The organism is Curtobacterium sp. VKM Ac-2887, from assembly GCF_015350935.1.
In the GTDB taxonomy this organism is placed as follows: domain Bacteria; phylum Actinomycetota; class Actinomycetes; order Actinomycetales; family Microbacteriaceae; genus Curtobacterium.
The window spans coordinates 1-14470 of the sequence record NZ_JADKSB010000025.1 but is presented as its reverse complement, the minus strand read 5'-3'; the positions used below and the strand labels follow the sequence as shown (position 1 = coordinate 14470).

11 protein-coding genes are annotated in these 14470 nt (G+C 72.3%); 10 read left to right on the top strand and 1 reads right to left on the bottom strand.

The window, feature by feature from the left end:
* Positions 1 to 54 precede the first annotated feature (54 nt).
* The 4 genes from ITJ69_RS18485 to ITJ69_RS18470 are packed head-to-tail and all read left to right on the top strand — an operon-like array spanning position 55 to position 4624.
* A complete protein-coding gene (locus tag ITJ69_RS18485; RefSeq protein ID WP_194673624.1) occupies positions 55 to 1365 on the top strand; it encodes an amidohydrolase family protein in 1311 nt (436 codons plus the stop codon).
* Positions 1358 to 1936, top strand: a complete 579-nt coding sequence (locus ITJ69_RS18480; protein WP_228506121.1) for a DUF1097 domain-containing protein — start codon at positions 1358 to 1360, stop codon at positions 1934 to 1936. The genes ITJ69_RS18485 and ITJ69_RS18480 overlap by 8 nt, the downstream gene beginning before the upstream one ends.
* Positions 1937 to 1961: 25 nt before the next feature.
* Entirely contained in the window at positions 1962 to 3191 is a 1230-nt protein-coding gene (locus ITJ69_RS18475) for a D-alanyl-D-alanine carboxypeptidase family protein (RefSeq protein WP_194673623.1), read from the top strand.
* Positions 3192 to 3241: 50 nt separating this feature from the next.
* Entirely contained in the window at positions 3242 to 4624 is a 1383-nt protein-coding gene (locus ITJ69_RS18470) for a serine hydrolase domain-containing protein (protein ID WP_194673622.1), read from the top strand.
* Positions 4625 to 4756: 132 nt separating this feature from the next.
* On the opposite strand, the gene ITJ69_RS18465 is transcribed toward ITJ69_RS18470, so the two are convergent.
* The gene (locus ITJ69_RS18465; RefSeq protein ID WP_111084173.1) at positions 4757 to 5551 is read right to left on the bottom strand and encodes an SGNH/GDSL hydrolase family protein; all 795 of its coding nucleotides are present in this window, start codon (positions 5549 to 5551) and stop codon (positions 4757 to 4759) included.
* A 23-nt stretch (positions 5552 to 5574) separates the two neighbouring features.
* Here ITJ69_RS18465 and ITJ69_RS18460 point away from each other — a divergent pair, with 23 nt between their 5' ends.
* The 6 genes from ITJ69_RS18460 to ITJ69_RS18435 all read left to right on the top strand — a co-directional run bounded on the left by ITJ69_RS18460 (position 5575) and on the right by ITJ69_RS18435 (position 14354).
* Positions 5575 to 6768, top strand: a complete 1194-nt coding sequence (locus ITJ69_RS18460) for an acyl-CoA dehydrogenase family protein (protein ID WP_194673621.1) — start codon at positions 5575 to 5577, stop codon at positions 6766 to 6768.
* A 395-nt stretch (positions 6769 to 7163) separates the two neighbouring features.
* Positions 7164 to 9491 (top strand): FUSC family protein, encoded by a 2328-nt coding sequence (locus tag ITJ69_RS21050; RefSeq protein ID WP_194673620.1) that lies wholly within the window; start codon positions 7164 to 7166, stop codon positions 9489 to 9491.
* A 37-nt stretch (positions 9492 to 9528) separates the two neighbouring features.
* Complete coding sequence (dinB, locus tag ITJ69_RS18450) at positions 9529 to 10773, top strand: DNA polymerase IV (RefSeq protein ID WP_111083991.1); 1245 nt, start codon at positions 9529 to 9531, stop codon at positions 10771 to 10773.
* Positions 10774 to 10949: 176 nt separating this feature from the next.
* Positions 10950 to 12743, top strand: coding sequence for a DEAD/DEAH box helicase (locus ITJ69_RS18445; protein WP_194673634.1), 1794 nt, complete (start codon positions 10950 to 10952; stop codon positions 12741 to 12743).
* Positions 12744 to 12768: 25 nt separating this feature from the next.
* Positions 12769 to 12966, top strand: coding sequence for a hypothetical protein (locus tag ITJ69_RS18440; protein ID WP_123294394.1), 198 nt, complete (start codon positions 12769 to 12771; stop codon positions 12964 to 12966).
* Between the two features lie 59 nt (positions 12967 to 13025).
* On the top strand, positions 13026 to 14354 hold the full coding sequence (locus ITJ69_RS18435) for an NAD(P)/FAD-dependent oxidoreductase (RefSeq protein WP_111083993.1): 1329 nt from the start codon (positions 13026 to 13028) through the stop codon (positions 14352 to 14354).
* The last annotated feature ends 116 nt before the right edge of the window (positions 14355 to 14470 follow it).

Genomic DNA, 14470 nt, shown 5'->3' with positions numbered 1-14470 from the left:
CGGCGGGCGAAGGGTGGTCACGTCCGATCCATCCGATCCGAGGAAGACCCCACCATGGACCTGATCCTGCGCACGGCCCGCCTGACCGACGGCCGCCTGGTCGACGTCCACGTCGCCGACGGCACGATCGTCCGGGTCGCCGAAGCGGGCACAGAGGTCGCCGAAGCGGGCACGGAGGTCGAGCCGACCGAGGCGGCGGGCGTCGTGGACTGTGCCGGTCGCGTCGTGATCCCGGGGCTCATCGAAGCGCACCTGCACGTCGACAAGGCACTGCTCGACCGTGAACGACCGAACCCCGACGGCACCCTCGCCGGCGCGATCGCGGTGACGGGGGAGCTCAAACGCGGCTTCACCCACGACTCCGTCCGCGACCGCGCCCGGACCCTGCTCGACCAGGCGATCGCCAACGGCACCACACTCGTCCGGGCGCACCCCGACGTCGACCCCGTCGTCGGACTGACCGGCGTCGAGGTGCTCCTCGCCCTGCGCGACGAGTACCGCGACGCCCTGGACCTGCAGATCGTCGCGTTCCCGCAGGAGGGGATCGCGAAGGCGCCGGGCACGCTCGCCCTGCTCCGCCAGGCGCTCGCCGCCGGGGCCGACGTGATCGGTGGCTGCACCTACAACGAGGCGACCCTGGCCGCATGCCACGAGCACGTCGAGACCGTCCTCGACCTCGTCGAGGAGTTCGACGTGCCGGCCGACCTGCACGCCGACTTCGCCGACGACACGTCCGACCCGCGGTTCGCCCTCGCCGGGCACATCGCCGACCGTGTCGCCGCTCGCGGGCTGCGCGACCGGGTCGCCCTCGGACACGTGACCTCGCTCGCCAGTCTGCCCCCGGTCTCGCGCAGCGCCGTGCTCGCGAAACTCGCAGCAGCGGGTGTCGCGGTGGTGCCGCTGCCCGCCACGGACCTGCACCTCGGCGGTCGCTCGGACGACCGAGACGTCCGCCGAGGGGTCGTCCCGGTGCGCGAGCTCTGGGACGCCGGCGTCACGAGCGCCTACTCGTCGAACAACGTCCGCAACGCGTTCACGCCGTTCGGCAACGCGGACCTGCTCGACATCGGGTTGCTGCTCGCGCAGGTGGGACACCTGTCCGGCCCGGCCGACCTCGGGCGTGTGCTCGAGATGGCCACGTCGTCCGCAGCCCGCGTCGTCGGGGTCGCCGACACCCACGGCATCCGGCCCGGAGCCGCCGCCGACCTCGTCGTCCTGTCGACGACCGACCCCGCGGGCGTCCTGCTCGACCGCCCCGACCGGAACCTCGTGTTCAAGCGCGGCCGCGTCGTCGCGGAGACCACCAGGACCACCCGACTCACCACCGGGTCCACCACTCGATCGAAGGAGCTCACCCATGCGTGAACGGATCCCGCACGAGATCGTCGCCTCGGTCCTCGCCGGCACCACGGCGTTCATCGGCGGCAACGCGCTGCACCTGCCCACCTGGGCGATCTTCATCAGCTGGGCGGGGATGTTCCTGCTCGGGACGAAGCCCACGCTCCGGAACGCCACCCGGCTCTGGGCGGCGATGCCGATCGGGTCCGCCTTCGGCCTCGTGATCGTGCTGCTCGACCAGCGGTTCGGCACGGTGCTCGGCGAGGGGCAGGCCGCGCAGAACACCGTGCTCGCGCTGCTGATCCTGGTCGTCAACTGCGCGCTGATGTACACGGGTCGGACGCGGCTGTTCGGGCTCGTGCCCGGCATGTTCCTCGGGTTCGCGTCCTTCTTCGCCACGTGCTTCGGCGGCTTCGGGTTCGATCCGGGCAACGCGTGGGCGGCATGGGCGTCGGTCGTCGTGATGAACGCGCTCGGTCCGGTGTTCGCGTACCTGTCCCGGCGGCTGACGTTCGCGCGGCCGACCCAGCCCGGCGCGACGACGGACACGCCCACGACGACCCCCGCCGTCGAGCAGCCGGTCGCAGCCAGGGTCTAGGCACCGACCGGTACGCTCGGTTCCCGTGTCACGAGTCGTCCGTCGCCCCCGCTCCGCCGTCCGGAGGCCCGCGACGATCTCCGTCGTCGCGGTCCTGGTGCTCGTCGCCGGCTACCTCGTGGCCGCCGCGGTCGTGCCGTTCGGTCCGGCGAGCGCCGCGACCACCACGTACTCGGCCCCGACGTCGAGCGTGCCGGCGCTGAGCTTCCCGGGCTACGGCGCCACCGCGGTCGAGGCCACCGACTTCCCGGAGAGCCTGCGCACCAGCGGTGACACGAAGCCCCGGTCCATCGCGAGCATCACCAAGATCGTCACGGCGCTCGTGGTCCTCGACGAGAAGCCGATGGCGGCGGGGGAGTCCGGGCCCGCGATCACCTTCACGCCGAAGATGGAGTCGCTCTACGCCAAGTACGCGGCGATGAACGGTGAGGTCGCGCCGATGCCCGCCGGCCTGAAGCTCACCGAGCACCAGGCGTTCCAGGTGATGCTCATGAAGTCGGCGAACAACTACGCCGGCGCCCTCGCCATCTGGGCGTTCGGGTCGATCGCCGAGTACGAGCAGGCGGCGACGAAGTGGCTCGAGGAGCACGACCTCGACGACACCACGATCCACGAGCCGACCGGTCTCGACCCGCAGAACACCTCGACCGCGACCGACCTGGTCGACCTCGGGCAGCTCGCGCTCGCGAACCCGGTGGTCAAGGAGATCGTCGGCACCAAGGACGTCACGATCCCGACGGTCGGTGAGATCGAGAACTCGAACAAGCTGCTCGGCCTGGACGGCATCGAGGGCATCAAGACCGGCACCCTCGACGAGGCCGGCGCCTGCCTGCTGTTCGCGGCGACCTACGAGCGCGGCGGCCGCGACGTCACCGTCATCGGCGTGATGCTCGGCGGGGTCGACCACGACTCGCTCGACGTCGACGTGCAACGGCTGCTCCGGTCCGTCGCGGACAACTTCCAGGTCGTGCCCCTGACCCACGCCGGCCAGACCTTCGGCACGTTCTCCACCCCCTGGCAGGACGAGGCCGACGCCGTCACCGCGAAGGCGGCCGAGGTCCTGGTCTGGGGCAAGACGAAGGTCCGGGCGAAGGCGCACCTCGACGAGGTCACCCTCGGGACGAAGGGCGAGCGGGTCGGGAAGGTCCGCTTCACGGTCACGAACCACGACCCGGTGTCGGTGCCGCTCGTGCTCGAGCGGACGATCGACGACCCCGGCGTCTGGTGGCGCTGGACGAACCCGTTCCAGGGCTGACGGCGCTCGCGCGCTGACGCGCACCACCCGGAGTCCGTACTGTCGGACGGGTGACGACGACGAAGACGTTCCCCCGGACCACCCCCTCCGCCCTCGACATCGACGCCCGCGGTGTGCTCGCGTTCGTCGACGCCCTCGAGTCGACCCCCGGTGTCGAGCCGCACAGCCTGATGCTGCTCCGCCACGGCCAGGTCGTCGCCGAGGGGTGGTGGCAGCCGTACGCAGCCGACCGGGTGCACCTGCTCTACTCGCTCAGCAAGAGCTTCACCGCAGCGGCGGTCGGCATCGCGGTGCGCGAGGGACTGATCGACCTCGACGCGACCGCGCTGTCGTACTTCCCCGAACTCGACGACGAGATCACGGACGAACGCAGCCGTCGCATCCGGGTCCGGCACCTGCTCGCGATGGCGAGCGGGCACCGCGAGGACGCCATCGACCGGGCCCGTGAGGCCGACCGCATGGACGTCGTGCGTGGCTTCCTGCTCCTGCCGCCGGACGAGGAGCCCGGCTCGCTCTTCACCTACAACCAGCCGTGCACGTACACGCTCGCCGCGATCGTCCGGCGGGTCAGCGGCGGTTCGCTGGTCGACTACCTGCGTCCCCGTCTGCTCGACCCGCTCGGCATCGACGACCTCGCCTGGCGCCGCGACGAGTCCGGCGGCGAGCTCGGCTTCAGCGGCTGCTACACCACGACGTCGGCGGTCGCCGCGCTCGGGCAGCTGTACCTGCAGCGCGGCGTCTGGGAGGGCGAGCGGATCCTCGACGAGGACTGGGTCGCGGCCGCCACGCGCAAGCAGATCGACAACCTCGACGAGGAGAACCCGGACTGGTCGCAGGGCTACGGCTTCCAGTTCTGGATGGCCCGCCACGGCTTCCGCGGCGACGGCGCCTACGGCCAGTTCTGCGTCGTCCTGCCGGAGCACGACGTCGTCCTCGCGATCACCGGACAGAGCCTCGACATGCAGGCGGTCCTCGACGCGGCCTGGCAACACCTGCTGCCCGCCGTCGACCGTCCGTCCGACACGGGTTCGGACACCGCCCTGGAGGCCCGGCTCGCCTCCCTGGGGCTGCCCGCGGTGAGTGGCGCCGCGGTCCTCGAGCACGTGGCCGGTCGTGCACTCCGCGTGCTGCCCGGTGCGGCGCTCGACGCCGTGGGCTTCGACCGCGGGGCCCATGGGATCCGGCTGACCGTGTCGGCCGACGGAGCGTCGGCGTCGGTGCCGGTCGGCGAGGGGGAGTGGGCCGTCGAGGGTGCCCTCGCAGCGAGCGCCGCGACCCAGCCGGACGGCGCCGTGCTCGTCGGGCTCCGTTTCGTGGAGACGCCGCACCTGCTGTGGCTCCGTGTCGACCTCGCTGCCGGCACGGTCGGCACGACGTGGGAGACCGAACCGCTGCACGACGGCGCGCTGACGCTGCACCGGCCCGCCGACTGACCTGCGCCGACCACAGGGTGCACGACCCGGTTCGCGCCCCCGTGCCGTCATCGCGCCCTGGGGAGTCGGGGCGCGATGACCGTGGTGGGGCGCGGTCGGGGAGGTGTCCGGACTCGGATGGCCCTCGTTCCGCTACGGGGTGTCGGACTTGTGCTCGACGACGTCCTGCAGCTCGGGGCGCTTGGCGGAGACACCGTCGCCCGACGAGGTGTGCTTGATGCGGCGGACGACCCACGGCACCAGGTACTCCTTCGCCCAGCCGAGGTCCTCGGCGCGGGCCTCGCGCCACGGCCGCGCCTCGAGCGGTTCGGGGTTGAACGGTTCCAGACCGTGCGGCACGCCGAGGGCGTCGAGCACCGCGGCGGCGATCGTGGCGTGCCCCGTGGGGGAGTGGTGCAGCCGGTCCGGTGCCCACATGCGCGGGTCGCGGAGCACCCGGAGCGCCCACATGTCCGCCACCAGTGCGCCGTGCTTCAGGGCGATCGCGTGCAGGTTCTCGTTGTAGATCGCCGTCTTGCCGCGCACCATGCCGAGCACCGGCGTCATGCCGACGTCGGGCCCGGTGAACAGCACCACGGTGGCGCCGTCGCTCCGCAGCCTGGACACCATGGCGTCCACCCGCTCGGCGAGTTCGTCCGGATCGGAGCCCGGCCGGATGATGTCGTTGCCCCCGGCGGACACCGTGACCAGGTCCGGACGGAGCGCGAGCGCCGGTTCCACCTGCTCGTCGATGATCTGCTGCAGCAGCCGCCCGCGGATCGCCAGGTTGGCGTACGCGAAGTCGTCGGACCCGTGGGCGAGCACCTCGGCGACCCGGTCCGCCCAGCCCCGGTTGCCCCCGGGGACGGTGGGGTCGGGGTCGCCGATCCCCTCGGTGAACGAGTCACCGATCGCGACGTACCTGGACCACGGATGACGATCTGACACGCTCCGGACCATAGTCTCGTGCCATGACGAAGGCCAACACGGGCGCAGCCGCCGGCGCGGACGCCGGCACGGACGCAGCCACCTGGACCGTGCCGGACGGCCTGCTCGACCGCATCGCCGAACGCGCCCCCGGGTACGACGCCGCGAACGCGTTCTGCGCCGAGGACCTCGAGGAACTCCGCGCCGCGGGCTACCTGCGCATCGGGGTGCCGGTGGCGCAGGGTGGCTCCGGTCTCGGCCTCCGCGCCACGGTCGGTGTCCAGCGGACCCTCGCCCAGGCCGCGCCGGCGACGGCACTCGGCCTCGGGATGCACCAGGTGTGGGTGCAGGCGGCGCGCGCCGTGACTGCACGAGGTGCGTCGTTCCTCCAGGCCGTCACCGACCACGCGTCGGACGACCACCTGCTGGCGTTCGGGGTGAGCGAACCCGGCAACGACGCCGTCCTGTTCGACTCGTCGACGACGGCGGAGCCGGACGGCGACGGCGGCTACCGCTTCACCGGCACCAAGGTCTTCACCTCGCTCGCACCGGCATGGGACGTCCTGAGCGTGTTCGGCAAGGACACCTCCGGCCCGGAACCGCGGCTGGTGCACGGCTTCGTGCTCCGGTCCGACGGCGACGTCGAGCACCTGGACGACTGGGACACCCTCGGCATGCGGGCCACGCAGAGCCGCACGACGAAGCTGCACGGCGTGCACGTCCCCGCCGACCGCATCGTCCGGTCGCTGCCGGTCGGGCCGAACCAGGACCCGCTCGTGTTCGGGGTCTTCGCGGCGTTCGAGCTGCTCATCGCCTCGGTGTACGTCGGGATCGCCGAACGTGCGATCACGCTGGCGGTGTCCGCCGTCGGACGTCGCATCGCGGCTGACGGCTCGCTCCGGTCGCAGGACCCGGACGTCCGGCGTGCGATCGCGGACCTGCGCGGTACCGTCGACGCGATCACCCTGCAGGTCGACGCGCTCGCCCGATCGGTGGACGAACAGGACGACCTCGGTGCCCGGTGGTTCCCGCTGCTCGTCGGCACGAAGGCGCGGGCGGTGGACACCGCGCAGCACGTTGTGGACGAGGCGATGCGTATCGTCGGGGGCTCGGCGTTCCGGTCCTCGAGCGAACTCGCCCGCCTGGCGCGCGACGTCCGGGCCGGCCAGTACCACCCGTCGTCGCGGGACTCGGCGGCGCGGACGCTCGCGGCGTCGGTGCTCGGCCCGCCCGCCTGACGCGGTCGCGTGCGGCCTGGAGCGGTCGCGCGCCCGGCCCGGTGCGGTCGCGCGCCCGGCCGGTGCGGTGCGGTGCGACGGTCGCACGGTGCAGAGCGCGTGAGTCCGTGCGAGGTTGCCCGCCTCGTGCAGCCCTGTAGCGCCGCACGGAGCGATCAACCCGGCACGGATCGGCGACGGTAGCACGGTGCTCCGGGGCCAGGGCGACGGTCGCACGGTGCGGGACTTGTGAGCCCGTGCGAGGTTGCCCGCCTCGTGCAGCCCTGTAGCGCCGCACGGAGCGATCAACCTCGCACCGAGCGCCGAAGGCCGCACCGTCGGGCTGCCGACCGCACGACCGGATAGTTAGCATCCGGTACGATTGGCCTCCCGAGCGCAGAGGAGGCGGCCGACTCGTGCCGAGGACCGACACCACGAACCGGACCCCTCCCCGTCGACGGACACGCTCCCGGCGGCTCGCCGACGTGGTCCTCGCGCTCGACCCCGGGCTCGTGAAGACCGACGGTGCCCTCCGCACCCTGGTCGCGGTGCCCGCCGGCATGGCAGTGGGGTACGCCGTCGCGACCGCGTTCGGCCTGCCCGCGATCCTGGGCGTGATGATCGGCGCGATGCCCGCGTTCATCACGTGCCTGGTCATCGTCGACCCGAGCACCGGCCGGACGGCTGCCCGCACGGGAGCCGTCCTCGTGCCGTTCGTCGTCGCCCTGGCCGGCAGCATCGCCCTGCAGCCGTTCCGGCTCCTCGAGCTCGTGCTCATCGTCGTGCTGCTGTTCCTGCAGTTCGCCGCGGCCGCGTGGGGTGCGTGGGCCGCCGACGCCGCGATCGTCGGGTTCGCCGGGTACCTGTGCGGGCTGCTCCTCCCGCTGCCCGAGACGAGCGTCGTGCCGCTCGGCCTCGTCGTGGCCGCCTCGCTCGCCGCGACGGTCCTGGTCCGCTTGGTGCTCCGACCGGACGCGCACCGTACCCTGTTGCGCACCCGCCGTGGCTTCGTCGCCCGTGGCTCGGCCGTGCTCGAGGCCGCTGCCGCCGTCCTCGCCGCGGCGGACGACCCGTCCGCACGACGCCGCACCCTGCGCCGCCTCCGTCGCAGCCGCGACCGGTACCACGAGATCGCGTTGACGGTCGACGGGATGCTCGCCGCGAGCGGGGTGGACGCCGACACCACGGCGGAGGAACTCCACCGGCTCGTGTTCGACACGCACTTCGCCGTCGACGAGCTCGGGCGCGGTGCCGGTGCCCTCGTCGAGCACGGCGCGCCGTCGGACGTCCGGCACGCCGCGCTCCGTGCCGTCACGATCGTCCTGCGCCACGGCGGCGGGCACGGCGAGGACGCCGCGCAGACACTGCTCGCCCGCTACGGCATCACGGCGTCCGACGGCGACCCCGGCTCGCGCACGACGGCCGTCGTCCGTCGGATGGCCGCCGAGTTCACCGACCTGCAGGGCGCCGGGCTGCGGTGGCGCGAGCTCCGCGACGAACTGCCGCACCGCGGCGACGGCGTCGCGTTGGCAGCGCCCTTCGTCACGCCCGTCGTCCTCGCCGGCGGCCGCCCTGCCGGAGCCGTGCCGGTGCTCGCCGACACCGTCGCCGACGGCCCCTGGCGCCGCTGGCGACTCTCCGTCTCGCTGCGCACCGCGGTGCACGCCGCGATCGCCGTCGCGATCGTCGAGCCCCTCGCGCTGCTGCTCGACGGCCCGCGGTTCTACTGGGGCGTGATCGGCGTGATGATCGTCCTCGCCGGCACGAACACCACGCACGAGCGGGTCCGCAAGGGCCTGCACCGCGCCGTCGGCACGGTCGTCGGCGGCGCCGTCGGCATCGTCCTCGTGCACGTCGTCGGCACGGCGCACCCCTGGTTCACGCTCGTGCTCGTCTGCGTCCTGCTCGCGGTCGGCACGTACGGTTTCGGCGGCGTCTACTCGGTCTGGGTCGCGTGCCTGGTCGTCGTCCTGTGCCAGGTGTACGCGTTCTCCGGCAGCTTCACCGACTCACTCATCCCGATCCGCCTCGCCGAGAACCTGCTCGGCGCCGCGGTCGCCGTGCTCGTGAGCGCCGTCGTCCTCCCGATCGCCACCCGGTCCGTCATCCGACGGGCCGTGCGACGGCAGCTGACCGCGGTCCGGGCGTTCGTGCTCGCGCTGGTCGGGGTCGATGCGGACGCCGAGGCGGACGCGACCGACGATGCGGGCGCGAGCCGGGCCTCCCGGTCCGCCGACACGGCCACCGACGCCGCCGCACCCGACCTGCGCGCACGATCGCGCGCCGTCGACGCGGCCACCTACCAACTGGACGCCGTCCTGCGCCCGATGGTGCGGTTCCCGACGGGCGGACCCGCCCGCGCGGACGCCAGGACTCGAACGTCCCTGCAGGCGGCGGCGACGTTCGCGCGCGAGGCGGCCGGGAGGCTCGGCTCGCCCCCGCAGGACCCGCCCGCCGCCCTGGTCGGTGCCGCCCACCGCCTCGCCGCGTCGATCGCGGACCTGGCCGACGGCATCGTGGCCGGGCCCCGGTCCGCCGCGCCGGCGCCGGTCTGGGCGCGGGTCGGCGACCAACTCGACACGGCGGTGGGCGCGGCGGCGGGTGGTCCGGACCAGCAGACCGTCGAGGTCGCCGCGCACGCGCTGGGCCGCATCGACGAGGCGCTCGCGCTGCTGGCCGACCGGCACCGGGCGACCGTGCTCGGCGAGACCGCCACGCGTTCGGCGGCCACCGGCGCACGCTGAGCCTGGCGATGTCGGTGGTCCCTGGCATCATCTCGGTGTGAGCAAGCAGGACGGAAGCAACCGGCTCGTCTCCGACGCACCGGTGGACGACGTCTCGGCGACCGTGCTGCACGTCGACATGGACGCCTTCTTCGCGTCCGTCGAACTGCTCGACCGACCCGACCTGGTGGGTCTGCCGGTCATCGTCGGCCACGACTCCGACCGCTCCGTGGTCACCGCTGCCACCTACGAAGCCCGTCGGTACGGCGTGAACTCCGCCATGCCGATGGCCATCGCGAAGCGCCGCTGCCCGAACGCGATCATCGTCGAGCCGCACTTCGAGAAGTACCGCGACCAGTCCGCCGCGGTGATGGCGGTCTTCGACCGGTTCACGCCGCGGGTCGAACGGCTCGGCATCGACGAAGCGTTCCTCGACGTCGCCGGCGCGCTCCGGCTGTACGGCACGCCGTGGGAGATCGGCCGGGCCATCCGGCGCACGGTCCACGCCGAGACGGGCCTGCACTGCTCGGTCGGTGCCGCGTCGACCAAGTTCGTGGCGAAGCTCGCATCGAGCCGGTCCAAGCCGGACGGGCTGCTCGTCGTGCCCGCGGCCGACACCATCGCGTTCCTGCACCCGCAGCCGGTCTCGGCGCTGTGGGGCGTCGGCGGCAAGACGCAGGAGACCCTCGAGCGCCGCGGCATCCGCACCGTCGGCGACCTGGCGAACACGCCCCTCGGGTCACTCGTGTCCGCGCTCGGGCCGGCCGGTGGCCAGCGCCTGCACGACCTGTCCTGGGGGCGCGACCCACGCGTCGTCGACACCGGCGTGGGCGAGAAGTCCATCGGGCACGAGGTCACCTTCGGTCACGACCTGACCGAGCGGGACGACGTTGCGCGCGAGCTCCTGCGCCTCGCCGACAAGGTCGCCGTCCGCCTGCGCCACGCCGACGTGCAGGCCCGCACCGTCGCGCTCAAGGTCCGCTACACCGACTTCACCACGCTCACCCGGTCGCGCACCCTCGCCGAGCCCACCGACGTCGCCAAGCGGCTGCACCGCGAAGCCGTCGAGCTGTACGACGTGCTGCACCGACCGGGCAACCGGATCCGGCTCATCGGGGTCCGCGGTGAGAACCTCGTGCCGGCCGCCGCGAGCAACGCGCTCTGGGACGACGACGCGCCGTGGCGCGAGACCGAGACCACGGTCGACGCGGTCGCCGCGCGCTTCGGCGCAGGCGTGCTGCGACCGGCATCCCTGGTCCGCCGGACTCCCGACGGCCACGTCCCGCACGCCAGGCAGGACTGATGGTGGCGGTAGAATCAGGTCCAGTGAGCGCAGCGGAGTACGAACAGCAGCAGCCCGCCACGCTGTGGGCCGAGTCGGGGGACGATCACACGTCGTCGACGTCTTCGTCGTCGGTGTCCGCGCAGTCATCGGCGCACGCCGACGCCGTCGCACGGGACGAAGCCGACGCAGCCGCACTGGCCGAGGCAGCCGGCAACTCGGCCGTCCAGCACCTGTCGCCGGCGTTCCCGGACCGAGCCGCGTGGGGCACCGCGTCGAAGCTCCGGGCGTGGCAGGTCGAAGCCCTCACGAAGTACTTCGAGTCCGAGCCGCGTGACTTCCTGACGGCCGCGACACCCGGCGCCGGCAAGACGACGTTCGCGCTCCGACTGGCCACCGAGCTGCTGGCGCGCGGGGCCGTCGACCGCATCGTGGTCGTCGCCCCCACCGAGCACCTGAAGCGGCAGTGGGCGGACTCCGCCGACCGCGTGGGCATCCGCATCGACCCGATGTTCAAGAACGGCGACGGCATGTTCGGCCGGCACTACCAGGGCGTCGCGATCACGTACGCCCAGGTCGGCATGAACCCCGAGGTGCACAAGAAGATCACCGAGGGCGGGCGCACCCTGGTCGTCCTCGACGAGGTCCACCACGGCGGCGACGCACTCACCTGGGGCGACGGCATCAGGGAAGCCTTCTCCGGTGCCACCCGACGGCTCTCGCTGTCCGGCACGCCGTTCCGGTCCGACACCGCGCCGATCCCGTTCGTCCAGTACGCCCCCGACGAGCAGGGCATCCGCACTTCGATCTCCGACTACAACTACGGCTACGGCCGGGCGCTCAAGGACGGCGTCGTCCGGCCGGTGCTGTTCATGGCCTACGCCGGCCAGATGCGCTGGAAGACCCGGATGGGCGACGAGATGTCGGCTTCCCTGGGCGAACAGGTCACGAAGGACATCACCGCGCAGGCCTGGCGCACCGCGCTGTCGCCCGAGGGTGAGTGGATGCCGGCCGTGCTGTCCGCCGCCGACAAGCGCCTGACCGAGGTGCGCCGTGGCGTGCCCGACGCCGGCGGTCTGGTCATCGCGACGGACACCACCACGGCCCGCGCCTACGCCCGGATCCTGCAGCAGATCACGGGGGAGCGGCCGACGGTCGTCCTGTCCGACGAAGCCGCCGGGTCCAGCCGGATCAGCGCGTTCGCCGACGACACCTCGCGGTGGATGGTCGCCGTGCGCATGGTGTCCGAGGGCGTCGACGTCCCACGGCTCTGCGTCGGCGTGTACGCCACGAGCGCGAGCACCCCGCTGTTCTTCGCCCAGGTGATCGGCCGCTTCGTGCGTGCTCGGCGCCGTGGCGAGACCGCCTCGGTGTTCCTGCCGAGCGTGCCCGGACTGATGGCACTGGCGGCGACGCTCGAGCTCGAACGCGACCACGCCCTCGACCGTCCGAAGGACGCCGACGACGGCATGTACAACCCCGAAGACGCGATGGTGGCCGAGGCCAACAAGGAAGACCGCGCGTCCGAGAGCCTGCTCGAGGTCCAGCCGTTCGAGGCGCTCGACTCGCAGGCGTCGTTCGACCGCGTCCTCTACGACGGCGGCGAGTTCGGCACCGGCGGCGAGGTCGGGTCGCTCGAGGAACTCGACTTCATCGGCATCCCGGGGCTCCTCGAACCCGACCAGGTGCGCGACCTGCTCCGGGCGCGCCAGGCGACCCAGGCGAAGCGCTCCAAGGGCCGGGCGGTCAAGGACGGCCAGCCGAAGGCCGCCGAGCCCGAGAACCGCCCGATGTACATGACCATCAAGGAGCAGCGGACCGAGCTCGCGCGACTCGTGTCGATCTGGTCCCGGCACTCCAACGAGCCGCACGGCTCCATCCACGCCGAACTCCGGCGCATCAGCGGTGGGCCGGCCGTGGCACAGGCGAGCATCGAGCAGATCCAGAAGCGCATCGACGTCCTGCGCTCCCGCATCGGCGGGCGCCGGTGACGGGTCCGGTCCGGGCGGTCTGCCCGTGATCGAGTCCGTCGACGACCGCACCTGGTACGTCAAGCGCGACGCGGAGTCCTCCCCAGAGGCGATCATCGACCGGTTCGGCGGTGGGTACCGGTTGCGACGGTTCTCGCTGACCGAGTCCCGACGCACCGCGCACGGGGTCTACATGGGTCTCGACCTCGCCGAGACGGCCTGGTGGCGACTCCGAGAGCGCTGATTCGCTCAGGAAGTGCGGCGTTCATGACGTTGACGGCCCGTATCCGGTAGACCGGAGGAATGGCAGACTCGATCCCTCACGTCCTCGTCCTCGGCGGCGGCTCCGCTGGCTACAGCACCGTCAAGCAGCTGCAGAAGCACGCCGCGACCGTGCCCATGCGCATCACGCTCGTGGACCAGAACACCTACTACACGTACCTGCCGTTCCTGCCCGAGGTCGCCGGCGGCCACATCGCCCCGAAGGACGTGACCGTCGAGCTGCGCCGTGCGCTCCGCAAGACGCGCGTCATCCAGGGCAAGGTCACCGGCATCTCGTCGAAGGACAAGACCGTCTCGATCGCGACCGCCGGTGGCGACGACCGCACGCTCGGCTACGACCAGCTCGTCGTCGCGCTCGGCTCGGTCACCCGCACCTTCCCGACCCCCGGGCTCGAGGAGTACGGCGTCGGCTTCAAGAGTGTGGAAGAGGCCGCCTACGTGCGCGCCAAGCTCCTCGACAACATCGCCAAGGCCGCTGCCACCCGTGACGAGGACGAGCGTCGTCGTCTGCTGACCAGCGTCTTCGTCGGCGGTGGCTACACCGGCGTCGAGGCGATCGGCGAGCTGTTCGACGTCTCGCAGGCCGCCATCAAGACCTACCCGTCGCTCGCGGGCGAGCAGCCCCGCTGGATCCTCATCGACGCGCTCGACCGTGTCGCGCCCGAGGTCGGCCCGGAGCTGTCCAAGTGGACGCTCGAGTCGCTCCGCGCCCGCGGCATCGACGTGCGCCTGAAGACCACCATGCCGAGCGCCGAGGGCGGCATCGTCAAGCTCTCCGACGGCGACGAGATCCCGACCGGGCTGCTCGTCTGGACCGCTGGCGTGAAGCCGAACCCGCTGCTCGACGCCTCCGACCTGCCCCGCGGACCGAAGGGGCACCTCGCCGCCAACGCGAAGCTCCAGGTCGAGGCCGAGGACACGCACGAAGTCGTCCCGGGTGTCTGGGGTCTCGGCGACGTCGCACAGGTGCCCGACCTGACCGCCGACAAGCAGCCGGCGTTCTACCCGCCGAACGCGCAGAACGCCGTCCGTCAGGCCGTCGTCGCGGCGGACAACGTCGTCGCGACGATCACCGGCAAGCCCCTCGAGGAGTACCGCCACCCCTCGATCGGCACGGTCGCCTCGTACGGTGTCGCGAAGGGTGCCGCGAACATCAAGGGCATCAAGATGACGAACCTGCTCGCCTGGCTCGCCCACCGCGCGTACCACGTGTACGCGATGCCGACGCTGAACCGCAAGGCGCGCATCGTCATCGGCTGGGTCACCGGTGCCGTCTCGGGCCGCGACGCGACCTCGCTCATCAAGGAGACGGACCCGCGCCGCAACTTCGTCGAGGCGTCGAAGTCCTAGACGCGACCACCTGACGGACGGGAGGCCCGGTGCCAGCTGTGGACTGGTCCCCGGTTCTTGGACTGATTAGTCGGTTCGAGATCCGGGGATGGTTCGTGTGGGTGGTACCGCGTCGT

Excerpts from the sequence above, each read along its gene's own strand:
- ITJ69_RS18435 (WP_111083993.1), top strand. The coding sequence starts at position 13,026 with ATGGCAGACTCGATCCCTCACGTCCTCGTCCTCGGCGGCGGCTCCGCT.
- ITJ69_RS18485 (WP_194673624.1), top strand. The coding sequence starts at position 55 with ATGGACCTGATCCTGCGCACGGCCCGCCTGACCGACGGCCGCCTGGTC.
- ITJ69_RS18480 (WP_228506121.1), top strand. The coding sequence starts at position 1,358 with ATGCGTGAACGGATCCCGCACGAGATCGTCGCCTCGGTCCTCGCCGGC.
- ITJ69_RS18460 (WP_194673621.1), top strand. The coding sequence starts at position 5,575 with ATGACGAAGGCCAACACGGGCGCAGCCGCCGGCGCGGACGCCGGCACG.